19 protein-coding genes are annotated in these 23,136 nt (G+C 64.3%); 5 read left to right on the top strand and 14 right to left on the bottom strand.

Annotated elements, in window-relative coordinates; genetic code table 11:
- Positions 1-28 precede the first annotated feature (28 nt).
- The 7 genes from pepN to AC6IY7_RS14080 all read right to left on the bottom strand — a co-directional run bounded on the left by pepN (position 29) and on the right by AC6IY7_RS14080 (position 8,754).
- Positions 29-2,689 carry an aminopeptidase N gene (pepN, locus tag AC6IY7_RS14110; RefSeq protein ID WP_497779970.1) on the bottom strand — a complete coding sequence of 887 codons (2,661 nt, stop codon included), beginning with the start codon at positions 2,687-2,689 and terminating at the stop codon, positions 29-31.
- A 93-nt stretch (positions 2,690-2,782) separates the two neighbouring features.
- Complete coding sequence (locus tag AC6IY7_RS14105) at positions 2,783-3,304, bottom strand: Dps family protein (protein ID WP_497779967.1); 522 nt, start codon at positions 3,302-3,304, stop codon at positions 2,783-2,785.
- A gap of 151 nt (positions 3,305-3,455) precedes the next feature.
- Positions 3,456-4,220: a CDP-alcohol phosphatidyltransferase family protein gene (locus AC6IY7_RS14100; RefSeq protein WP_497779964.1), complete on the bottom strand. Its 765-nt coding sequence runs from the start codon at positions 4,218-4,220 to the stop codon at positions 3,456-3,458.
- A gap of 184 nt (positions 4,221-4,404) precedes the next feature.
- Complete coding sequence (locus AC6IY7_RS14095; RefSeq protein ID WP_497779962.1) at positions 4,405-5,478, bottom strand: polysaccharide biosynthesis/export family protein; 1,074 nt, start codon at positions 5,476-5,478, stop codon at positions 4,405-4,407.
- Positions 5,479-5,969: 491 nt separating this feature from the next.
- Positions 5,970-7,076, bottom strand: coding sequence for an NAD-dependent epimerase/dehydratase family protein (locus AC6IY7_RS14090; protein WP_497779960.1), 1,107 nt, complete (start codon positions 7,074-7,076; stop codon positions 5,970-5,972).
- Positions 7,073-8,017, bottom strand: coding sequence for a transketolase family protein (locus tag AC6IY7_RS14085; protein WP_497779958.1), 945 nt, complete (start codon positions 8,015-8,017; stop codon positions 7,073-7,075). The genes AC6IY7_RS14090 and AC6IY7_RS14085 overlap by 4 nt, the downstream gene beginning before the upstream one ends.
- Complete coding sequence (locus AC6IY7_RS14080) at positions 8,017-8,754, bottom strand: transketolase (RefSeq protein WP_497782848.1); 738 nt, start codon at positions 8,752-8,754, stop codon at positions 8,017-8,019. The genes AC6IY7_RS14085 and AC6IY7_RS14080 overlap by 1 nt, the downstream gene beginning before the upstream one ends.
- A gap of 323 nt (positions 8,755-9,077) precedes the next feature.
- Between AC6IY7_RS14080 and AC6IY7_RS14075 the strand changes: the two genes are divergently transcribed.
- From AC6IY7_RS14075 to AC6IY7_RS14060, 4 genes are all read left to right on the top strand, one after another.
- Positions 9,078-9,749 (top strand): CDP-alcohol phosphatidyltransferase family protein, encoded by a 672-nt coding sequence (locus AC6IY7_RS14075; protein ID WP_497779956.1) that lies wholly within the window; start codon positions 9,078-9,080, stop codon positions 9,747-9,749.
- A gap of 212 nt (positions 9,750-9,961) precedes the next feature.
- Complete coding sequence (locus AC6IY7_RS14070; RefSeq protein ID WP_497779953.1) at positions 9,962-11,077, top strand: GGDEF domain-containing protein; 1,116 nt, start codon at positions 9,962-9,964, stop codon at positions 11,075-11,077.
- Between the two features lie 73 nt (positions 11,078-11,150).
- The gene (locus AC6IY7_RS14065) at positions 11,151-12,008 is read left to right on the top strand and encodes a CmcJ/NvfI family oxidoreductase (RefSeq protein WP_497779952.1); all 858 of its coding nucleotides are present in this window, start codon (positions 11,151-11,153) and stop codon (positions 12,006-12,008) included.
- Between the two features lie 43 nt (positions 12,009-12,051).
- The gene (locus tag AC6IY7_RS14060) at positions 12,052-12,744 is read left to right on the top strand and encodes an SDR family NAD(P)-dependent oxidoreductase (RefSeq protein ID WP_497779951.1); all 693 of its coding nucleotides are present in this window, start codon (positions 12,052-12,054) and stop codon (positions 12,742-12,744) included.
- A gap of 336 nt (positions 12,745-13,080) precedes the next feature.
- On the opposite strand, the gene AC6IY7_RS14055 is transcribed toward AC6IY7_RS14060, so the two are convergent.
- The 6 genes from AC6IY7_RS14055 to AC6IY7_RS14030 form a co-directional block, all read right to left on the bottom strand.
- Positions 13,081-15,114: an NAD(+) synthase gene (locus AC6IY7_RS14055; protein ID WP_497779950.1), complete on the bottom strand. Its 2,034-nt coding sequence runs from the start codon at positions 15,112-15,114 to the stop codon at positions 13,081-13,083.
- A gap of 93 nt (positions 15,115-15,207) precedes the next feature.
- On the bottom strand, positions 15,208-16,440 hold the full coding sequence (locus tag AC6IY7_RS14050; RefSeq protein ID WP_497779949.1) for a hypothetical protein: 1,233 nt from the start codon (positions 16,438-16,440) through the stop codon (positions 15,208-15,210).
- Between the two features lie 32 nt (positions 16,441-16,472).
- Positions 16,473-17,768, bottom strand: a complete 1,296-nt coding sequence (locus AC6IY7_RS14045) for an adenylosuccinate synthase (protein WP_497779948.1) — start codon at positions 17,766-17,768, stop codon at positions 16,473-16,475.
- Positions 17,769-17,893: 125 nt separating this feature from the next.
- Positions 17,894-18,178 (bottom strand): hypothetical protein, encoded by a 285-nt coding sequence (locus AC6IY7_RS14040; RefSeq protein WP_497779947.1) that lies wholly within the window; start codon positions 18,176-18,178, stop codon positions 17,894-17,896.
- A 292-nt stretch (positions 18,179-18,470) separates the two neighbouring features.
- Positions 18,471-20,177 carry a DUF262 domain-containing protein gene (locus AC6IY7_RS14035; protein WP_497779946.1) on the bottom strand — a complete coding sequence of 569 codons (1,707 nt, stop codon included), beginning with the start codon at positions 20,175-20,177 and terminating at the stop codon, positions 18,471-18,473.
- A complete protein-coding gene (locus AC6IY7_RS14030; RefSeq protein ID WP_497779944.1) occupies positions 20,174-20,404 on the bottom strand; it encodes a hypothetical protein in 231 nt (76 codons plus the stop codon). The genes AC6IY7_RS14035 and AC6IY7_RS14030 overlap by 4 nt, the downstream gene beginning before the upstream one ends.
- Positions 20,405-20,477: 73 nt before the next feature.
- Between AC6IY7_RS14030 and AC6IY7_RS14025 the strand changes: the two genes are divergently transcribed.
- A complete protein-coding gene (locus AC6IY7_RS14025; protein ID WP_497779943.1) occupies positions 20,478-21,305 on the top strand; it encodes an IS1 family transposase in 828 nt (275 codons plus the stop codon).
- Positions 21,306-21,788: 483 nt separating this feature from the next.
- On the opposite strand, the gene AC6IY7_RS14020 is transcribed toward AC6IY7_RS14025, so the two are convergent.
- Complete coding sequence (locus AC6IY7_RS14020) at positions 21,789-23,093, bottom strand: 4Fe-4S binding protein (RefSeq protein WP_497779942.1); 1,305 nt, start codon at positions 23,091-23,093, stop codon at positions 21,789-21,791.
- Positions 23,094-23,136: the final 43 nt, after the last annotated feature.

The raw sequence follows: 23,136 nt of genomic DNA, 5'->3' as shown, positions 1-23,136 counted from the left end.
TGTCCAGAGCTTAATAGGACGTAAATGCTCAGCCGAGCGCGCGCGTCGCTATGTCCGAGACATCGGCCGAGAGATCGGGCGCAGCGAGGATGCGACGCAGCGTCGCCTCGGCGATTCCGCGCCGCCGCGCCTCCAGCGAGCGCCAGGAGCGCAGCGCCGAGAGCAGCCGCGCGGCGAGCTGCGGATTCTTCGGGTCGAGTTCCAGCACCACACGCTCGAGCAACGCATAGCCGGAGCCGTCCAAGGCGTGGAAACGCGTCGGATTGCCATTGGCGAAGGAGCCGACCACGGCGCGCACGCGATTGGGATTGGCGAGCGAAAAGTCCTTATGCTCCATCAGCCGCGCGATGCGCGCGGTCGTCTCGATCTCCGGAATGGTCGACTGCAGCGAGAACCATTTGTCGAGGACGAGATGATCGTTTCTATAGCGCTCGTAGAAGTCCGCGAAGGCCTGCTCGCGCGCCTCGCCCGGCAGATGCGACAAGGTCGCCAGCGCGCAGATGCGATCGGTCATGTTCGTGGCCTCGGCGAATTGCCGCTCGGCCAGCGGACCGCCCGACGCCGGATCGCCCGCCGCCAGAAGATCGAGCGCGACATTGCGCATGGCGCGCCGTCCGGCGCTGGCGGCGTCGGGCGAAAACCCCTCCTGCGGCGCGAAGCGGAGATGCGCCTCGGCGAGCGCCGCCGCCAAATGGCGACCGAGATCGCGCTTCAATCCCGAACGCGCCGTGAAGATCACCTCGGGATCGACATCCTTGCCGATCTCGCGCGCGATATCGATCTCGGACGGCAAAGAGAGCGCCTGGGCGACGAGGCTCGGATCGCCCTCGCCCGCCTCGACGAGACGTTTCAGCGAGTCGAGAAAGGCGGCGTCGTCCACCGGCGCCGAACCACCACGCGCGGCCTCGATGCGCGAGAAGATGGAGCGCAGCGCGAGGCTCTGCGCCGCCTGCCAGCGATTGAAGGAATCGCTGTCATGGGCGAGCAGGCGCTCCAGATCCTCGGCCGATTGCGGCGGGGCGAGACGCACCGGCGCCGAGAAGCCACGCAGCAGGGAGACGACCGGGCGCGACGGCACATTCTCGAACACCAGTTTGCGCTCGCGCGTCGAAAGCTCGACGACGCCGCGCGCGCATTCCTCGGCGCTCGCGCCGGTCTCGCCCGGCGCCGCCGCAAGCGTCAGCTCGTCGCCATTCTCGCCGATGAGGCCGAGCGCCAGCGGAATGACGAAGGGCTTCTTCTCGCTCTGCCCGGGCGTCGGCGGCGTCGACTGCTCGAGCGACAGCGTCAAAGTCTTGGCGCCCGCGTCATATTCGCTCTCGACGCGGATGAGCGGCGTGCCCGCCTGCTCGTACCAGAGCGAAAATTGCGCGAGGTCGCGGCCAGACGCCTCGGCGAAGCAGGAGAGGAAATCCTCGACCGTCGCCGCCGTTCCGTCGAAACGCTCGAAATAAAGGTCCATGCCACGACGGAAATCGGCCTCGCCGATCAGCGTCTTCAGCATGCGGACGATCTCGGCGCCCTTCTCATAGACGGTCGCCGTGTAGAAATTGTTGATCTCGTGATAGAGGCTCGGCCGCACCGGATGGGCGAGCGGGCCGGCGTCTTCCGGAAACTGCTGCAGGCGCAAGCCGCGCACATCGGAAATGCGCTTTACCGCGCGCGAGCGCTGGTCGGCCGAGAATTCCTGATCGCGATAGACAGTCAGACCTTCCTTCAGGCACAGCTGGAACCAATCGCGGCAGGTGATGCGATTGCCGGTCCAATTGTGAAAATATTCATGGGCGATGACCGACTCGATCCCGGCGTAGTCGGAGTCGGTCGCCGTCTCGGGCGAGGCCAGAACATATTTGTCGTTGAATATGTTGAGGCCCTTATTCTCCATCGCGCCCATGTTGAAGTCGGAGACGGCGACGATATTGAACACGTCGAGGTCGTATTCGCGGCCGAAAGCCTGCTCGTCCCAGCGCATGGAGCGCACCAGCGAATCCATCGCATAGGCGGCGAAAGGCTCCTTGCCGCGCTCGACATAGATGGCGAGCTCGACATTGCGGCCGGAGCTCGTGCGATAGCTCTCCGAAATATGGCCGAGATCGCCGCCGACCAGCGCGAAGAGATAGCAGGGCTTGGGAAAAGGATCGCGCCAGACGGCGAAGTGCCGGCCGCCGTCGAGATCGCCGGAGGCGATCGGATTGCCATTGCCGAGCAGCGCCGGGGCTTCGCTCTTCTCGGCCTCTATGCGCGTCGTATAGACGCTCAGCACATCGGGCCGGTCCAGGAAATAGGTGATGCGGCGGAAGCCCTCCGCCTCGCATTGCGTGCAATAGGCGGAGCCGGAACGATAGAGCCCGCTCAATTGCGTATTGGCCGAGGGGTCGACCTCGGTCTCGATCTCCAGCGTGAAGGGCCGCTCCGGCGGGACGCGCAGCACGAAGCTGTCGGGCGTCGCCTCATAGGCCTCGGGCGACAGCGGCGCGCCGTCGAGCGCGACGCGTCGCAGGACCAGCCCGTCGCCGTCCAGCGCGAGCGGCGTTCCCTCCCGCCCGGCGGGGTTGCGCCGAATCGCGAGCCGCGCCACGACGCGCGTCTTGCTGCGGTGCAGCGAAATATCCAGATCGACCGCGTCGATGAGAAACGCGGGCGGGCGGTAATCGGCGAGACGGACAGCCTGGGGGGGTGGGTTGCGCATGGGACCTCGATGCCCGTCACACCTACACGCGGCCGCGCGGCTTCGCAACGGGCAAAGGGAACGACATGGGAACAGGGCCGCGGCCGATTCGCGTCAGGCGTTGCCGCGACGGCCGGCCTCGAAGAGGAACCAGACGCGCCTTTCGGCCTCGTCTATGTAATTTTCGAGCAGGCTCGCCGTAGCGACGTCGCCGCGCTCGTCGCAGACGGAATGCGCCTCGCGCAAGCGCGCCGCCAGCGCGCCATTGTCGTCGCGCAGCTCCGCCAGCATGTCGTGCGGATCGACATAATCGGCGTCATTGTCGAGCACGCGCTGGAGCCGGGCGATATGGCCGATCGAGCGGATCGTCGTGCCGCCGACCTTGCGCACACGCTCGGCGATCTCGTCTGTCGTCGCGAATATCTGCGCGCTTTGCTCGTCGAGGAGCAGGTGATAATCGCGAAAATGCGGGCCGGACATGTGCCAGTGGAAATTCTTGGTCTTGAGATAGAGGGCGAAAATATCCGCGAGCACGGCGTTGAGCGCGCCCGACACATCCCGCGTGGCCTGGGCCGAGAGGCCGGTCGGCGTCTCGAGCGCGGCTTTTTGACGGGAGTGGATTTCACGATTGGCCATGCGTCTTTCTCCTCGAGCGGAAGACAGGATCGCTATGTCCAGATATGCCGGCGCGCGCGCCTTCCCATGGCCCGGCGCAGATTTTTTGACGCGGAGCAGGTCTTGACGCCGGCGAGGTCTTGACGCCGACGACGTCTTGACGCGGGCGAAGTCAGCCGGCGGAGACGCTGGGAAGTTCTCTGTCGAGTTCTTGCGCGGGCTCGGCCGGGGCCGGCTCGGCCAGGACGCGGCGCGTCGGCAGGCGGTGGACCGTCGCCGTCTCCTGCTCGTCGTCGCGGTCCATCCGCGACAAATCCTGACGCACCATCCAGACGAACAGAGCGAAAGCGATCGCCGAAGCCGTCCCGATCGTCACATCGAGAACCGTGAAGCGCCACAGGCGCGCCTCCACCACCTGCGGGCCCAGCCAGCAGGCGAACAGGCTCCACGCCGCCACCAATATGCGAAATTCCGTCGCGCCCATGCCGCCATAGGACAGCCGATGCACCCCCGCCGTCGCCACGCGCAGATAAGTGTAGGAGCTCATCAGCAGATAGAGCGACAGCACGAACAGCGCCGACGGCAGAGTGAAATAAGGCGAGATCCCCAGACCCACCACGATCAGGCTCTGCGCGATCAGATCGCTCGAATGATCCAGGAGAAAGCCGTAGCGCGGTCGCTCGATCCCGCGATGGCGCGCCAGCGTCCCGTCCAGCGAATCGCCGAACCAGTTCAGGAACAGGCCGGCGACCACCGCCCACAGGAACCACGCCGACCAATGCGTCAGCGCGAAGCCGGCCGCCGTCGCCACCGCCCCCGCGAGCCCCACGGCGGTCAGATGATCCGGCGTCGTCCAGGCGGGAAGTCGAGGCGCCAGCGCCTGCAGCACGCGGCGCTCGCCGGTCGCCAACAGGCTCGTATTCAATCGGTTCGCCAAGAAACCCCCTCGAAAACCAAACCCGCCCTCGCAGCCCTGCGGTCCGGCGTGGCCGCCTCGCCCGGGCTACGACGTCTTTTCGCATCGCAATATCTTCGACCGTCAGCTTGCCCGCGCCGAACCTTCGCGTCAACCGCTATCGCCGCCCCTAAGGGGGATTTTCAAAGCTTTGCGCGCGCGCCCGTCACTTCACCGCCGCGCCCACCGCCGCGCCCTGAATCGCCGGCTGCGTCAGCGTGGAGACGAGCTGGAACGCCTTGCCGATCTCCGTCACAGGCGCGTTGGAGACGAACAATATGTCCTTGTCGCGCATCGCGAATCGTCGCGCGGTGAACAGCGCCGCCGGATCGCGCATGTCGAGATGATAGGCCACCGGAACCAGCCGCTGCGCCGCCAGCAGCGGCGACACCGTCGGATAATCCGCGATCACCGCCGATTGCTCGTAGCGCAGCACGAACAGCCCGCTCGGATCCGCGCGCTGATCGGTGAGGCCGCCGGCCTTGCCGATCGCCTCCTCCAGAGTGATTCCCCGCGCGTCGAAGGGCACCACGGCGTTCGCCCCCGTCGCGCCCGCCACAGTGAAGGTCTGCGGCGTGCGCTCCACCGTCAGCACGTCGCCGGGGCGCACGAAAATATTCTCGCGCGGATTGGCGAGCAGCGCCTGGATCGGCGCGCGCGCGGTGCGGTCGCCGCGCGTCAGGCTGATGAAGGTCTCGTGAACCGGCGAGCGGAAGCCGCCGGCCTGGGCGATGACGTCCATCACGCGGTCGCCGCGCAGCGTCAGCGGCACGCGCGCGCCCTGCGTCACCTCGCCGGTCACCGTCGCCGTATTGCTGATGTTGCGCGACACATTGACCAGCGCCTGCGGCTCGATCGCCTTGCCGCGCAGCCGCTCGACGATCGCCGCCTCCACCTCCTGCTGGGTGCGGCCGGCCACCTGGATGCGCCCGGCGTAGGGCACGGTCACCGAGCCGTCGCGCCCGACCGCCTGGTCCGGGATCGCCGCGGAGCGCGAGCCGGGGCTCGAGCGATCCGTCGCCGGCGAGGAGAACAGGCCGCCGGAGGCCGCCTCCCATAGAGTGATCTGCAGCGTGTCGCCGACGCCGATCACCTGCGAGGCGGGCGGGCGATAATCGCCGAAGGAGCCGCGCAGTCCGGGCGCCCCTCGCTTGGCCAGCGCCGCGGTCACCTGGCCGTCGATCTCGACGAGGGCGAAGGGCGTCTCGGGCTGTGATTCGGTCGGCGTGCCGGCGGTCATCACCGCATCGCCGGAAGGGCCGCTGCCCGGAAGCAGGCTGCAGCCCGAAAGCAGGGCCGCGAACGCGCAGGCGCCGAGAAGACGAAACGCGCAAGAACCGAGAATACGAAATGTCTTCAAAACCACGCCGCCCCCGACCAATGCCCCGGGCCGCTCCCGAAGCTTCGCCGCGCGCCCAAATGACCCCGTCTCTTTGGCGAAGACAAGGCCTTCCGCGCTGCGAAGACCGTTTATGCCACCCCTGTGACCCGCGCGCTACAGCCTATGGTTAACGCAAAATGCAGCCGCCTAGAGTCATTCCGGTTCAGATTGAACCGGAATGACTCTAGATCTCCTTGTTCGGTCGTGTTTTCTTCACGCGAACCGGTTCCCACTTCGCTCGAAAACACTCTAGAGCGTTTCCAGCCGAAGTGGACGCCGGTTCGGCGTTGGAAACGCGTCAAAACAGAAGCCTAGAGTCTTTCCGTGTTTCACTGAAACACGGAAAGACTCTAGGCGGCCGCAGCGCCGGCGGTGGCGAAAATAGCGCTGTAGATATCGATGGTTCGCCTGAAGCCGTCGGCAATGCCGACCCTCGGACGCCAGCCCAGCGCCTCGAGCCGAGTCGTGTCGGGAGCCGATCGCTGGACCTGGCTCGGCAGATAGCCGGACGAGGGAAGGCTCGATCGCAGGCAGACGCCGCGCTGCGGATAGAGCCCGACCAGCGTCTCGGCGAGCCCGCGGACGGAGGCGACCGCCTCGGCGTTGCCGACATTATAAGCGTGGCCGGCCTCGCCCATCAGCAGAACCGCGAAGAAGGCGCGGGCCGCGTCGGCGAGATAGCAGAAGGCCCGCTCGGCCGATCCGTCGCTGTTGAGGACGATGTCCCGGCCCATCACAATGTCGCGCACGAAATCGGCGAAGACGCGGCCGTCGTCGAGACGCATGCCCGGCCCATAAGTATGGAAAGGCCGCACGATGACCGTTTGCGTCCCATATTGCGCGTGATGGGCGACGCAGAGCGTCTCGCCCATGCGCTTGGATTCGGCGTAGCAGGCGCGCCGCGTCGCCGGATCGAGCCGGCCGAACACCGTCTCCTGCACGGGCTGATCCTGCGGCTCCAGCGCGCCATAGACCTCGGAGCTGGAAAAATAGAGGAAACGGGACGCATTCTTGCGCCGCGCCAGATCGAGCAGATGAGCCGTGCCGAGCACATTGGGCGCCGCCGTGCCCACCGGATCGACGCCATAGAAGCGCGGGCTCGCCTGGCTCGCGGCGTGAATGATCATGTCGACGGCGCCGGGCGGATCGAAGGGCTCGACGACATCGCCTTCGAAAATCATCAGCGCGCGATCGTCGAGATGCGCGCGGAAGCGGCGCTCGGCCTTTTCCCGCGAGCGGACCAGCGCCAGCACTCTGAGGCCGAAATCGGCGCGGCTCTTCGCGAGAACGAGCAGCGCGTCGACCATCATCGCCGGCAGGAAGCCATTCGCCCCGGTCACGAGAATCGTGCGCCCGGCGAGCGCCTCGAAGGGGATATCCGCCGCGACGATCGACGCGATATCCTCGCGATAGAGCGGATGGCTCAGCAGGAGAGCGCCGTCGGGAGCCGCATTCATGCGCGCGCTCCGATCTTGCGCGCGCCCCGCCCCTCGATGAGCGCCCGCGCCCGCGCGGCGATGGAAGCCGGGTCGAGCCCGGCGCGGCGGCGCAAAGTCTCCGTGTCGCCGACGAGGCTCGGAAAGGCGTGCGGCGCCGTGAGATCGATAAAGGCCTCGCCGCCCCCGCGCGCGAGCAGCGTCTCCATTATGCCGACCGACAGCGGATTGCCGCGATAGCCCTCGAAGACGGCGACCACGGGCGCGCCGGTCAGACAGGCCGCGAAAGCCTCGACCGGGAAAGGCTGCAGGATCGGAACGCTGACGACGGACGCCTCGATCCCTTCCGCCGCCAAAATCTCGGCGGCGGCGAGACATTGCATCACCGAGCCGCCGCTCGCCGCCAAAGTCACATCGGCGCCGCGGCGCGCCGCGAAGGCCGCCGTCTGCGGCGAGAAGATCGGCGCGCCATAGGCGGCGCCGCTCTCGCGGGCGATGCGGAAATAGGCCGGCCGCGGATCGTCGAGCAGCGCCGCGTAACAGCGGTCGAGCTCGGCGGCGTTGCCCGGATTGGCGACGACGAGTTCGGGCAGCGCGGCCATGATCGTCGCATCCTCGAGCGCATGATGAGACGGCCCCAGCGTTCCATAGGAGAAGCCCGCGCCGACGCCGATCAGCCGCACGGCGCGGCGCTGATAGCAGATGTCGTTGCGAATCTGCTCGAGGCAGCGCGCCGTCATGAAGGGCGCGATGGAATAGGCGAAGGGCCGAAAGCCGCTGGCGGCCAGCGAGGCGGCGACCGAGACCATATTCGCCTCGGCGACGCCCATATTGACGAAGCGCTCGCCCAGCGCCTGCTCGAGCGGCTCGACGAAGGAGAAGCCGAGATCGCCGGTCAGAAAGACGATTCTCGGATCGACGCCGGCGTCGGCCTCGATGAGCTCGATGATCCGCTTGCGCATCAGGCGAGCTCCAGATCGGCGGCGAGCGCCGGCTTGTAGTGCGAGGCGACGGTGTTCTCGATGCGCGCGACGCCCTTGCCCTTCACCGTATGGGCGAGGATCGCGCGCGGGCGCCCGCGCGAGGGCCGCTCCAGCGCGGCGACCAGCGCCGCCCAATCATGCCCGTCGAGCTCGATCGTCTCGAATCCGAAACTGCGCCATTTGGCGCCGAAGGGCTCGAGGTCCATCACCTCTTTCGTCGGCGCCAGCGATTGAATGTGGTTGTAATCGACGATGGCGGTGAGCGCGGAAAGCTTGCGCGCCCCGGCGAACAGCGCCGCCTCCCAGGTGGAGCCCTCGTCGCATTCGCCGTCCGAGAGAATGCAGAAGACGCGATGATCGCGCCCGCGCAGCCTGTGGCCGAGCGCAAAGCCCGACGCCAGCGACAGGCCATGGCCGAGCGAGCCGCTGGTGGCGTCGATCGCCGGAACCGCGTCGGTCAGCCCGACATGGCCCCAGAGCGGCGTGCCATTCTGCAGATAGGCGTCGAGCAGAGCCGGCTCGACGAGTCCATATTGCTCGAGGGCGGCGTAATAGGCCATGGCCGCATGGCCCTTGGAGAGGATGACGCGGTCGCGCTCCGGCGCGCGCGCCGTCGCCGGACGAAGATCAGAGACCGCCAATACCGCGTCGAGAATTTCGACGACGCCGAGCGAGGAGCCGAGATGAGCAGAATTCGCTTTATGGGACATGGAGATGACGCGTCTGCGCGCCGCCGCGCAACGCGCGGACGCCGCCGCGCCGTCATGCGATAGGGGCGGCTCCTTCGGCCCCGGAGCCGAGCCTCTTCTCGCCATCGGTCATGTCCTCGCCATTTTCGCCAGCACTATGCCTTTAGAATGGTTAACGCTTGGCTTAAGGCCCCATCGGGGCGCCCGCTCTCGCTCGCAGCTGTCTCTCGCTCGCGCTGTCTCTCGCGCGCACTTGCGCGTCGCCGACGATATGAGACAATATAAAATAAGCGCCTCGTCCACCGGGCGGACTACCGATCGAGCGGAGACAACCGCGGAGTGCGTCGCATATGAAGACCGCCGATCCGAAGTCGGGGCATCATCAGAGCTTTCTGGCTCCCGCCGAACAAAGGCTCGTGCGCGCGATCATCGGCGAGCTGCCGGAATCGGTGACGCCGCTGCAGCTCACGCGAATCGGCATGTTCGGCGCGCTCGTCGCCGCGGTGGCGCTCGTCGGCAGCCGCTGGTCGGCACTGTGGATGCCGTTGATTCCGCTCGGCGTCTTCCTGAACTGGTTCGGCGCGGCGCTGGACGGCCCACTGGCGCTGCATCGCCAGACCGCCAATCCTCGGCTCGGCCTCGTCGAGCATACCTATGATCTGTTCTCGCAGATATTGATCATCGTCGCCTTCGGCTTCTCGCCGTTCCTGTCGATCGAGTCGGCCTGCATCGTGCTGATCTGCTATCTGCTCTTCTCGACCTACACTTTTATCCGGGCCATCGCCCGCCATGTGCAGCAAATGGCCTATATCGGCCTCGGCGCGACCGAATTCCGCATTCTCATGGTGGTCTGGCCCTTCGCCGCCCATGCGATGGGCATTGACGAGACCGCCGATGTGGGCGTTTCGCGGCTCGACGCCGCGATCATGATCCTGGCCGCTTTTGCGATCTGCGGCCTGGTGATCAAGGCGCTCTCCGACGCCCGCCGGGTCGCCGTGGACGAAAACGGCCAGAAAATCTGAGCCGATCCCCCGCCGCACGCGCTCTTCGCCCAAAATTTGCTGCGATTCTTTGCGTCCCGCCACGAAGGTCGCTATGGACGGCTGCGGAGGACAGAGGAAAATAGTTCCGGGCGAGCTGTGATTCGCGTCCGCCTCGCAGGCGTCCGCCCGGCCCGCGAGGATGATGCGAACAGATTTATCCTCGGCGGCGGAGACGGGAAAGACGGACCAAGATGAAATTCGATTCGAAACGCACGGCTTTGGTCGCAGGCGCCGCGCTGGTCGCCGCGGCAGGCGTATTCGCTCTGAGCCGAGCCGGCTTCTTCTCGGCGCCGGATATCTCCTCGCTCTGGTCCTGGTCTCTCGACAATTGGGAGACGACAGGCGTCGGCGCATCCGGCGATCCGGTCCGGGTGGCGCATGAGCCTCTCGCTCTGGCGCGCAATCTCGCGCTGATCTCGGTCGCCTTCGTCGGCGTCCTGCTGGGGACGCCGCGCGTCGTCGAGATCGTCACGCGCTCGGGCCGCGCCGGCGGCGCGGCGGAAGCGCCGGAGGATTTCGTCAAGACGCGTCGGCTGATCGACGGCGAGCTCGGCACCATACTCACGCTCGTGCGCGCGCATCTCGACAGCAACAAAACCTATTCCGCGGCGCTGGTGAAAGGTCATAAGGAGCTCTCCGCCACGACGAGCCCGGATCAGATCCGCGCCGCCATCCTGCTGCTGATCGCCGAAAATCAGAAAATGCTGCGCGAGACGGAGGAGCATCAGCGCCGGCTGGAGGAATCGCAGCGGCAGATCACCGAATTGCGCGCCGAGCTCGCCGAGACGCAGGAACTCAATGTCCGCGATTCGCTGACGCAAGTGTTCACCCGCCGCCATTTCGACGAGACGCTGGCGCGCGAGGCGAAAGCCGCGGCGTCGACGGAGAGCGCCTTGAGCCTCATCATGGCCGACATCGATCATTTCAAGAAGATCAACGACGGCCATGGCCATTTGATCGGCGACGAGGTGCTGAAGAATTTCGCCAAGACGATGACCAAGCATGTCGAGGAGAAGGACACGGTCGCGCGCTATGGCGGCGAGGAATTCGCGATCATCATGCCCTCCGTCTCCTTCGCCGAGGCGAAATTGGCGGCCGAGCGCATTCGCGCCGAATTCGAGAACAAGCAATGGGCGATCAAGGGCGGCGCGCCGATCGGCCGCATCACCGCCTCCTTCGGCGTCGCGCAGCTCGCGCCGCGCGAGAGCGCCGAGAGCCTCATTCAGCGCGCCGACGCCAAGCTCTATGTCTCCAAATCGCGCGGACGCAATCTCGTCACCGTCGACACCGATCTGACGACCCGTTGAATATTTCGACCAAACTGATAGATTTATCGGGCGAGGCGCGCGAGGCGCTTTTTCCCCACCGAAGGCGGCGACCATGGAGACGAGCCGTTACGGCGCTCCGGCCGATGGCGCGGCGACGATCGCCGATCTGTTCTATCTGAAGCCGACAGGCGTCAAGCCGATCTCCTATACATTCGAGCCGCCGCCGGGTGAGCCCCGGCAGAGCGGTGAATATGCGCCTGTGCCGACGAAAATCCTCGATGCGCGCCGCTTCGCCGCCGACGCCGCCCTCGACCGCGAAGGATTCGCGCTGATCGAGGCGCCGACGTTGGTCGAAGACTTCTGGAATGAAGACCAATTGCGCGCCGCCTATTATCCGGAGACCGAAGCGCTGCTGAAGCGGGCGATCGGCGCCCGCGACGTCCATATTTTCGACCATACGCTGCGCCGGCGGACGAGCGCTGGCCCGCTCAGCTTTCGACGCTCTGTCGAAGGCTCGCCGCGCGAGCCCGTCGCCCGCGCCCATGTCGACCAGACGGTGGACTCCGCCCCTCGGCGTCTGCGCGAAATATTGGGGGAGGCGGCCGAGCGTTGGTCGCGCCGGCGTTTCGCCATCGTCAATGTCTGGCGGCCTTTGTTCGGCCCGGTGGAGGACGCCCCGCTCGCTGTTTGCGATGCGCGCAGCGTCGCGCCGCGCGATCTCATCGCCTGCGATCTCGTCTTTCGCGACCGGCGGGGCGAGACCTACGCCCTCGCCTATTCGCCGCAGCAGCGCTGGTACTATTATCCGCGCATGCGGCGCGGCGAGGTCCTGCTGCTCAAATGCTATGATTCCCGTGAGGATGTGGCGCGTTTTTCGCCTCACACAGCCTTCGACGATCCGGCGACGCCGCAGGACGCCCGCCCGCGGGAGAGCATAGAGCTGCGCTGCTTCGTCGCTTTCGACGACTGACCGCGTCGCGGCCTTGGCCGCGGCCGAGCCCCGAGGACGAAAAATGAACGACATTCCCTATCACGCCGCGCTGATCGTCGGCGCCGGCCCCGGCGTCGGCGCTTCGCTGGCGCGGCGCTTTTCCGCCGCCGGATTGAAGGTCGGCGTCGTCGCCCGCGACGCGCAGCGGCTCGGCTCCATCGCGGCCGAGACGGGCGCCGAGGGCTTTTCCGCCGACGCCACCGATCCGGCCTCGGTCGAGCGGCTGTTCCAGGCGGCCGAGGCGAAGCTCGGCGAGATCGACGTCGTCGTCTACAATGTCGGCGCGCGCATTCGCGGCAAGCTCGCCGAGCTCGAGCCGGAGGCCGTGCGGCAGGCGATCGACATCAACGCTTTCGGCGGTTTTCTGGTGGCGCGGGAGGCGGCCAAGCGTTTCGAGAAGCTCGGGCGCGGCGCGCTGTTCTTCACCGGCGCGACCTCGAGCCTCAAGGCCTATGCGATCTCCGCCCCCTTCGCCATGGGCAAATTCGCGCTGCGGGCGCTGGCCCAGAGCGCCGCGCGCGAATTGGGGCCCAAGGGCGTGCATGTCGCGCATGTCGTCATTGACGGGGTGATCCGCGATACGGGCCGCGCCGATCCCGCCGACGGCACGCTGGAGCCCGACGCCATCGCCGACGCCTATCTCGACCTGCTACGCCAGAAGCGCAGCGCCTGGTCCTTCGAGGTCGAGCTGAGGCCCTGGTCGGAGAGGTTTTGACAAAAGCTGAATCTGCGGCGCGACAAAATGTCGCAAATCGGACCAAGTCGTGTTACGGTGCGCCGTCGACCCTGGGCGAGCGCCCGCGAGGAGCGGCCGCTCGTCCCCATAACGACGAATAATGGGGAAAGCGCTCATGAACACGATTACGGCTATCCTATCGATCGTCGCGACCTGCGCCGCCGTCACTGCCGCGATCACCGCTTTCGCGAATATGTGACCTCGCGCGCTCGTCTAGAGGGCCTGCGAGCGTTGATTTCAGCGCAGCCCGCCTCGCCCGTCCTCGCCGACGCAGAGAGCGCCGGCGAGGCGTTGGGCCCCGCCCCCTTCAACGCTTCACGGAATTTCTTCCACATCCGCGAGCCAAGCCGCGGCGCTGGAATCGCTCGGCGCGCGCCAGTCGCCGCGCGGCGACAGCGAGCCGCCTGAACTCACCTTCGGCCCATTGGGCAGAGCCGAGCGCTTGAACTGGCTCGTCGCGAAAAAGCGCCGCGCGAAAACGCCGAGCCAATGCTTGATCTCCTCGACATCATAGGCGCGGCGCTTTTCCGCCGGAATATCGACGGGCCAACGCCCGGCCGCGGCGTCGCTCCAGGCGTGAAAGGCCAGAAACGCCGTCTTCGACGGGGCGAAGCCATAGCGCGTCGTGTAGAAGAGATTGAAATCCTGCAGCGCATAGGGGCCGACGACATCCTCCGTGCGCTGGGCGCTCGCGCCCGGCACCAGTTCCGGCGAAATCTCTGTGTCGAGAATGTCGCGCAGCACGGCGACCGTATCGGCGCCGAAATGGGCGTCGCGGGCGCACCAGCGAATGAGATGCTGGATCAGCGTCTTGGGCACTGAGGCGTTGACATTGTAATGCGACATTTGATCGCCGACGCCATAGGTGCACCAGCCGAGCGCCAACTCCGAGAGATCGCCCGTGCCCAGCACCAGCGCCTCATGGCGATTGGCGAGGCGAAACAGCAGCGAGGTGCGCGCGCCGGCCTGCACATTCTCATAGGTCGTGTCATAGGCGGGCTCGCCGCGCGCGGCGGGATGGCCGATGTCCTCCAGCATCTGCCGGCAGGCGGCCGTCACATCGATCTCTTGCGCGGAGACGCCGAGCGCGCGCATCAGCCGCCAGGCGTTGGCCTTGGTGCGATCTGTGGTGGCGAAGGCCGGCAGCGTATAGGCCAGAATATTCTCACGCGGCAGGCCGAGCGCGTCGAAGGCGGTGACGGCGACGAGCAGCGCATGGGTCGAATCGAGCCCGCCCGAGACGCCGATGACGAGACGCTGAAAATTGGCCGCGGCGAGCCGCTGGCGCAGGCCGTGCGATTGAATGTTGAAGGCCTCGAAGCAGAGCTCGGCGAGCCGCGCCTCATCGTCCGGCACGAAGGGAAAGCGCGCCACCTCGCGCAACAGGCCGAGATTCTTGTCGCGCGGCGCGTGCAGCTCGAAAGTGACGCGGCGAAAGCTCGTCGCGCCGGCTTCACTATCGGCGCAATCGCCGAAAGTGACCTGGCGCATGCGCTCGGCGGCGAGCCGGCCTGTGTCGATATCGGCGAGAATGAGCTGCGGCTGATCGGCGAAACGCGCCGCTTTGGCGAGGAGCGCGCCATTCTCATAGATCATCGCCTCGCCGTCCCAGGCGAGATCGGTCGTCGATTCGCCCTGCCCCGCGGCCGAATAGAGATAGGCGGAAAGGCAGCGCGCCGAATGGGCGGCGCAGAGCGTCGCGCGATAGTCGGATTTCCCGACAATGGCGTTGCTCGCCGAGAGATTGAGCAGCACCGTCGCGCCGGCCAGCGCCGCCCGCGTCGAGGGCGGGATCGGAACCCAGACGTCCTCGCAAATTTCCGTATGGATCACGAGGCCGGGAAAATCGCTCGCCTCCAGCAGCACGTCGGAGCCGAAGGGCGCGGTCTGGCCGGCGATCTCCATCTCCTCGCCGGCGATGAAGGCGCCGGAAGCGAAATGGCGCTTCTCGTAGAACTCGCGATAATTGGGCAGATAGATTTTCGGCGTGACGGCGAGGATCTCGCCGCGCCGCAGGATCAGCCCGCAATTATAGAGGCGTCCGCGCCAGCGCAGCGGCGCGCCGACCGCGATCAGCGGATGCAGCGCGCGGCTCGCCTCCAGCAATTTGCCGATCGCCGCCTCGACCGCGTCGAGCAGCGCCGTCTGATGCAATAGATCGTCGATCGCATAGGAGCTGAGCCCGAGCTCGGGAAAGAGAATCAGCGACGCGCCTTTTGCGTCCGCCTCGCGGGCCATCTCGATCGTGCGCGCGACATTGAAAGCGGGATCGGCGACGCGCGTGCGCGGGCCGGCCACGGCGACGCGAACGAAGCCATGCGTATGCAGCGAGAAGAAGGGATGCGTCATGCGCCCGATTATAGGGCCATGCCGGCCGCAGCGTGAAGGAGCCGCGCGCCGCCAATTTCACTGACCGCTATTTCGCCGCTATTTCGACCACCGCTATTTCGACCAAGCGTCCAGCGCGTCGGCGAAGACGCGCTCGCCTCCCGGGCCCTTCTCCAGCGAGATCGTCGCCGCGCGGCCGTCCTCGAGCTGCATGGGCAGATCGAGGACCATGGGGGCGCGCAACAGCACGACATTGCGCGCCTCGCGATTGCCGCGCAGCAGCCCGATGAGGAAGGCGTTCTCGGTGATCGGCACGGGCACGCCCGCGACCTGCTCGCCCGACTGCGCCTCCGGCCGGCGCATCTGGATCGGGCCGATCGCCTTTATCCCTTTGAGCTCGTTACCCGGCGCGAGATTGAAGAACACATTCACCGTATGCGAGGCGGAGAGTGTCGGATCGAGATTCTTCTGAATGACGAGCGTCGTCTTCAGCTTGGCGGTGGGAAAGTCGATCTCGCCGCGAATGGCCGGCGACACCGGCTGGCCAGGCCCGGCCGGCATGCTGTCGAGCCGCCAGATCACCGTGCCCGGAAAAGTCTTGACCTTCGCCGCCTCCTCGGGCGCGGCGACCCAGAGCTCCGCCTTTTGAGCGACGGCGACCGCCTGGGCCTTGGGCTCGGGCGTCGCGCGGGAGGGTTGAGCCTCGCCGTCGCCGCCGATGCGATCGGCGAGCTTGCCGCCCTCGCCGCTCTCGGCGGCCGAGGGATCCGGCTGCAGCTTGGCGAGATCCTCGGGCCGCTCGCGGAATTGCAGCGCCAGCACGGCGACCAGCGTCACCACAGCAGCGAGCACGCCGCCGATCACGATCATGCGGCGGGAGACGCTCGCGGGCTCCGGCAGAGGCGGCAAAGGCGCCGGAGGCCGCTGCGGCTGCGCCGGCGCGTCCTCGACCGGGGCCGTCTCGGCGGGCTGGGGCTCCTCCGCCTTCCACTCGGCCTCTAAGGATTCGGCTGTGACCGGCTCGGCTGCGACAGGCTGGGCGCTTTTCGAGGGCCCTTTCTTCTCGGGCTCGGGAGCGGGCGTCTCCTTCACCGCTTTGGGCGCGGAAGCGGCCGGCGGCTCCCGACCCGTCTGCTCGCGGACGACCTCGAGCTCAAGACGCGCGATCGCTTCGTCCAGCGCGCGGCCTTCGGCCTCTATGTCCTCTTCGGCGACGGGAGGCTGGATGCTGCGCAGCTGGTTGAACAGCGCCTTGCGGGCTCGTTCATAGACCGACTGCCGCGATTCCGGCGCGGATTGCGGTAGAGCGGCGACCGCGCGGGCGAGCAGCGAATAGTAGTCGGCCATGGGGCTTCTAAGACCACCTCGAGCGATTCCCGTCAATCCTCGAAAGGATTGCGGACGAGAATCGTGTCATCGCGCTCAGGGCTGGTGGAGAGGAGCGCGACCGGAGCGCCGATCAGCTCCTCGATGCGGCGCACATATTTGATCGCCTGAGCGGGGAGATCGGCCCAGGAGCGGGCGCCGCCGGTCGTTCCCTTCCACCCCTCGATCGTCTCATAGACGGGAACCACCCGCGCCTGCGCCGATTGCGAGGCCGGCAGGCGATCGATGCGGACACCGTCCAGAAGATAATGCGTGCACACTTCGATCTTGTCCAAGCCATCGAGAATATCGAGCTTGGTCAAGGCGATGCCGTCAATGCCGGAGGTCTTCACGGCCTGGCGCGTCAGCACGGCGTCGAACCAGCCGCAGCGCCGCCGGCGGCCGGTGTTGGTGCCGAATTCATGGCCGCGGTCGCCGATGAGCGTGCCGATCTCGTCGTGCAGCTCGGTCGGGAAAGGGCCGCCGCCGACGCGCGTCGTATAGGCCTTGGCGATGCCGAGCACATAGCCGATCGCGCCCGGCCCGAGGCCGGAGCCGCTCGCCGCCGATGCCGAAACCGTGTTGGAGGAGGTCACGTAAGGATAAGTGCCATGGTCGACGTCGAGCAGCACGCCCTGCGCGCCCTCGAACAAAATGCGCTTGCCGGCCCGGCGCAGGTCCTCGAGCAGCTCCCAGACCGCATCCATGAAGGGCAGGACCTGCGGCGCGACGACGAGCAACTCCTCGCGCACGGAGGAAGGCTCGATCTCGGGAAGGCCGAGGCCGCGCCGCAACGGATTGTGATGGGCGAGAATTCGCGTGATCTTCTCATCCAGAGTGTCTGGCTCGGCGAGGTCCATCAGGCGGATGGAGCGGCGGCCGACCTTGTCCTCGTAAGCGGGACCGATGCCGCGCTTGGTCGTGCCGATCTTCACGCCATTTCCGGCCGCCTCCTCGCGATAGGCGTCGAGCTCGCGGTGCAGCGAGAGGATGAGCGGAGCGTTTTCGGCGATCTTGAAATTTTCGGGGGATATCTCGACGCCCTGCTCGCGCAGCCGGGCGATCTCGCCGACGAGAAAATGCGGATCGACGACGACGCCATTGCCGATCACCGAGAGCTTGCCCGGCCGCACTATGCCCGAGGGCAATAGCGCGAGCTTATAGGTCACGCCATTGATGACGAGCGTATGGCCGGCGTTGTGGCCGCCCTGGAAGCGCACCACCACATCGGCCTCGAGCGAGAGCCAGTCGACGATCTTGCCCTTGCCTTCGTCGCCCCATTGGGCGCCGACCACGACCACATTCGCCATGGGCGTCTTCTATCTATCCTACGCGGCCACGAAAAAGCCCCGGCGCGTAACGCCGGGGCTCGTTACCGCCGTCGTTTAGCGCAAAGTGGGTGACTGGTCAAAGGCGGCGGCGGCCGGGTAGTGTCCTAATTTGAATGTGGCCACGCCCCGATGACGGCCGAAAGGCCAGACAGCAAAACGGATATGCCGGTCCAAAGGGCGGCGTCTTTGTTCAGGGCGCCGGACGTCTGAAGCGTGTCCTTCAGACACTCAATCCATGAGCGATAATCCGATGTTGGGACTTCGACCAATCGACCATTGATTTCCACGAACGGCACAAAATTCACTTTGCTGGCATTGAACCATTTAAAGGCCGCCCAAAAGCCGGATAGCGCCGCCAGGACGGCAAGACCAAAGGCCCACATTTTCATCGGCTCCTATGCTCAGCCACAATCGCCGCCCTAACCGCATCCTGCGGCGACCGTATCCCGCCCAAATGCAGAATAGCAAAGAACCGCCGTTTGTCGCTTCCCTCAATAGGCGACGACCACGCATAGGCGCGGGTTGCGTTAGGACAGCCCTCTAGGTCGAAAACCTCAACCACGCCTTCCCACACGGTTTGGCCCTGGAAGGTCTCTTTGACAAAGACAGAGTCGACGTGAGTTGCGGTTCCGCCGTGTTGGGATTCAATTCCGCGCCTCAAATCATCATGGACGGCTTCAATCATTGGAATCTCCAAGCCGCTACCGCAAGTTCCGCCATGTAGCCTTGTCTCTTGTCTATAGCTGCGCTGTCCCAAGTCGGATAAGTATCCGCCTTAATCATGTTAGTGGTTCGCAGACGAGACTTAGAGAATGCATCAAGCTTTTCCACCCACGACTTGTTGCCGAGGGCGCGATTAACCTCTGGAAGAAGGCACATGTTACCTAATCTGTTGGTCATACCGCCCAGCTTGGCATCGTTGGCCATTTCATCTTTCCAAAAAGCTTGTGGGGATTTCGGGAAAACATGCTCTAACGTCACATTTCCGGGGACCAATTCGTCAGCATATGTGGCCCCATCGCGCAATAAGGACTGGCGCTCCAAGCCAGAAAGGATATATCGAGCCTTTTTCCCATCTGTTTCTGTCTTGCCTCTAAATCGTTGTTTAAAATCATCGTCAGAGGTATAAAGCTCGTCTAGCGTTCTCTTTACTTCGCTGGCTGTCGTAACTTTTTTATCCCAAATCTCGCGCGCGGCTTTCCCGCCTAAGCTTTCAATCCGTCCAGGACGCCCCCGGCTCACAAGTTGGAACCGAACCGCGATGACCTCCAGCAATCGCAGCAGCCGCTCAAATTCATGTTTTTCAAATCGCTCCAGCGCGGCCAAGATTATCGGGTGCATTTGCGATGATCCGATCGTCTCTATCGCAGCAATAGAGCGGCGGCCATTATCTGAATATGGCGACCAAATAGGATCGTCAGAAGAGGCTAACGCCGCGAACCCTTCCGAGGCGCGCCGCATTTCAATGGATATCGCATACACTTTTTCCGGCGTGTTATAGGTTCGTTTGAACGCGCCAAATAGTTTCGGACCTTCCATCGTCCCATGACGTGACGCCCAAAATGACCTTAAGAAAGAGTCGACCTTCATCGAGCCTAAGAGTGTCATCATTTCTGACCATCGCTCCTCAAAGTCCCGCAAGCTACCTGTCCGATAAGATTCTGCGCGACTAAAAACGTAGTTTTTTACCAAATCCAGCGGAGCTAGCTCAAGACCGCGATCATTTAGTGTCTCAAATATCGTATATGCAGCGTTGTCATCCGCGAGCACAAAACTAACCACACGAACATTATCGCGCATAAAGCCAATTAACTCGACAAAATAATCTCGCGCTAAATCAATCGATTCAAATTCAGAAGCCTTGCGTTCGATATGACGATTCACGAGTAATGAAGCTTTTAAAAGAGTCTTATTCCTGTCCTCAGCAGGTAGTATGTCAATTTTCTTCTCTATATCGCTCGTTGGCATGGACTTAATTATATAGTCCTGGAAAACACTGTTATTAGCTGGCGTCAGAGTAAGTTTCGGCTCAATTTTTGCCGCACCTATGTCATCCGTTTGTAGCAGTTGTGTTTCAATTTGGGTTTCGTTCTTAGCAAACGCGGAATACCGTCTAAACCAATTACGTATCGCACTGTAGATCATTAACGACGTAGCAAGCCGTTGTTGGCCGTCAAGCACTTTTAGCAATTGATCTGTTGATTTAGTAAATACCATAAGCCCGCAAAAATATATCGGGCTTCGTTTTTTCATTGCATCCTCAATGTCCCCGAGGAACGTCGAGACATTTCCATCGGTCCAAGAAAAATCTCGCTGATGGCTCGGCACCACGAAGCTGTTTTCTTTAATGAATCGCCCGAGGCCCACGGTTGGCGTGTCGGTCGTCATTTGCACTCCCGCCGAACTTCGTCGATCAATTTGCGATACCGCATTATTTGAGATTCTGCGATGCGGATAACGGCTTCTTCCCATTTGTTGGGAGGCGCGCGATAAGCCTTAGCGCCTCGGTCCAAGCGGGCTTGCCTGATCGACGCCACAGAAACGCCCAGCCGCTCAGCTAGATCGGCATGGCTTACCCCTGAAAACAAGGCATCTGTGGCTTCTTTAAAGCCCATGTATGCACTCCGCTTGACTATGGCGCCTTTGTCAATTATAGTGCATACAACATCGATTGCAAGGGCTAACCCAATGAACCGCCTCTCTCTTGAACGCCGCACCCAAATTGTAGCTGCCCTTGTTGAGGGCAACTCAATCCGCTCGATTGAACGCATGACCGGGACGCATCGCGATACCGTCATGCGCCTTCTGGTCGAAGTCGGCGAGGGCTCCAAGAAGCTCCTTGACGAGCAAATGCGCGACCTGTCCTGCCAGCGCCTGCAATGCGATGAAATCTGGGCTTACGTCGGAAAGAAGCAGGCGCAGGTGACGAAGGACGACGATAAGTCCCGCGTTGGCGATCAATGGACCTTCGTCGCCATGGACGCTGATACGAAGATCGTCCCCTCGTTCTTGATCGGCAAGCGCGACCTTCCGACCGCGACGAAGTTCATGAACGACGTTGCCGGGCGCCTTTCGAACCGTGTCCAGCTTTCGACCGATGCGCTCGCGGCCTATGTGGACGCCGTTGAGCAAGCTTTCGGTTGCGAAGTCGATTACGGGCAGGCGGTAAAATTTTACGACGCTGAACCTGCTGGCGCGGGCCGCTACAGCCCGCCGAGCGTGACGAAGGTTGAGCGCAAGGCTATCGCGGGCGCGCCGGATCGGGCGCACATCTCGACAAGCCTTATTGAGCGTCAGAACCTCACGATGCGCATGTCCATGCGGCGCTTTACCCGCCTCACGAATGCATTCTCAAAGAAGGTCGAGAACCTGAACGCGGCGGTTGCGCTTCACTTCGCGCATTATAACTTCGTCCGCGTCCACAAGACGCTTCGCGTCACCCCGGCCATGGCCGCAGGTGTCGATAGCCGGCTTTGGTCCATGGAAGAGTTAGTCGAGTCAACAACAAAGGGCTGAAATGGAGCGGCCCCGGAAATCCGGGGCCGAAATTCAAATTAGGACACTACCGGCGGCCGCGCCCATTTTGCCGAGACCGGGGCGGCCGAACGCCTGACGCCGCCCCCTTTGGCGCGAGCCTTAAAAAAAAGCCCCGGCGCGCGACGCCGGGGCTGCAGAGTCCCGAGGGAGGCGGGAGCGGGAGGATCGATCAGGCGACGAAGACGAAATACATCAACGCCGCAAACAGGATCGCGGCGAGCTCGATGGCGCGGTTCAGTGTCTTCATGATCGATTCGAAAGAGATGGCGGTCGTGTCGCAATGTCCTGCGGGCTAGAGTCTTTCGTTTTGACGTGTTTCCAACGCCGTGCCGGCGTCCACTCGGGCTGGAAGCGCTCGCGTCTTCTGGCGAGCATAATGGCGCCCGCCGCATTGCCTCGACATTATCGCCGCATGAAAGTTTCGTAACCAATACCGGGCGCGCTCAGGGAAAACACGCGCGCTCAGGGAAAACACTTGCCGAAGGCGACGAGCAGACGCGGATCGCCGCGCAGCCTGATCTTGAATGTGAGGAGCGACCAGAGGAGGCTCGTCTCCTTGCGCAGAAAGCGCAGCCATGTCTGCGCATCGGCGACGATGCGGAGATCGGCCTCGCCGATCAGCCCTTCGCCGACCTCGAGCCGGCCCTTCGCTATGGTCACGGTGATGTCCCTGCGCTCCGCGCCGCGGAAAGCGAAATGATAGACGGCCTCGAGACCCGCCGCGGGCCTCTTCTGGAATCGCAGCGGCAGTCCGCGCGCGAAAGCGGCGATCGAGCCCGCGCGCATGCCATTGGCGACGGGCTTGACGCGCTTGTGCGGGAAGCGGCGCGTCACATAATCCTCGGCGTCCGAGCCCGGCGTCACATAGATCGTCTCCTCCTTCTTCTGCAACGGATCGACGATGCTCTGCAAAAATCCCTTGCGGTCGTCGCGATAGGCGCCGATCACATCCTCGCCCGCCGGACAGACGGCGAGGCAATAGGCCGCTTTGTAATTGGGCCCATAGGCGAGGCTCTGCCACATGGAGACGCTCTCGGGATCGCTGACCTTCTCGCGATAGGCGACGGCGGTCTTGGCCTGCGCGATCGTCTCCACCCAATCCATGAAGCCGCCCATGAACTCGCGATAATTATGCGTGTAGCAGGCGGCGAAATCGAAGGCGCCGTCCGGATGGATCGCGCCGGTCGGACAGGCGGCGACGCAGAGCTTGCAGGAGAGGCAGGGGTTGTAATCGAGCGGACGCGAATAGAAGTCGAGCACGACATCGACGACCACCGTGCCGAGAAGAATGAAATTGCCGAATCTCGGATGAATGACATTGCGATGCACGCCCATTTTCCCGAGGCCGGCGGCGACGGCGATCGGCTTGTGCGAGACGACCCACATTTTGCCGGGCCAGCGCGTCGCCTCCATCGGAAAGGCCATGGCGGGATAGGCCGCGCGAAGGCCGCTGTCCTCGAGCAGTCGCGCGAGGCGATGCGCGACGGCGTCGGTCTCGTCGCCGACGCGGTGGAACTCCACATTGGCGGCGGAACGCGCCGGGCTGCGAATATTCTCGCGATTCATCTTCATCACGAAGGAGACGAGCGTCCTCGCAAAGGGGAAAGCCGCGAGAATCTCCTCGCGCTCGAAGCGAATGGCCGCATCGTCGATGGAGACGAAGCCGACATCGTCGGCGCCGGCGGAAAGCGCCATCTCGCGTAGACGCCGCGCTTCGAACAGCGCGCGCGCCGGCGACGAAGCGATTTCATGAGCCTGCATAGACATATGCATATACCCCTTTTTGCGCGCGAGCCGGCCGATGCGAGCC

The organism is Methylosinus sp. is20ea (assembly GCF_059718135.1).
The sequence above is the reverse complement of the archived record's forward strand: the minus strand, read 5'-3'. Positions and strand labels throughout refer to the sequence as shown.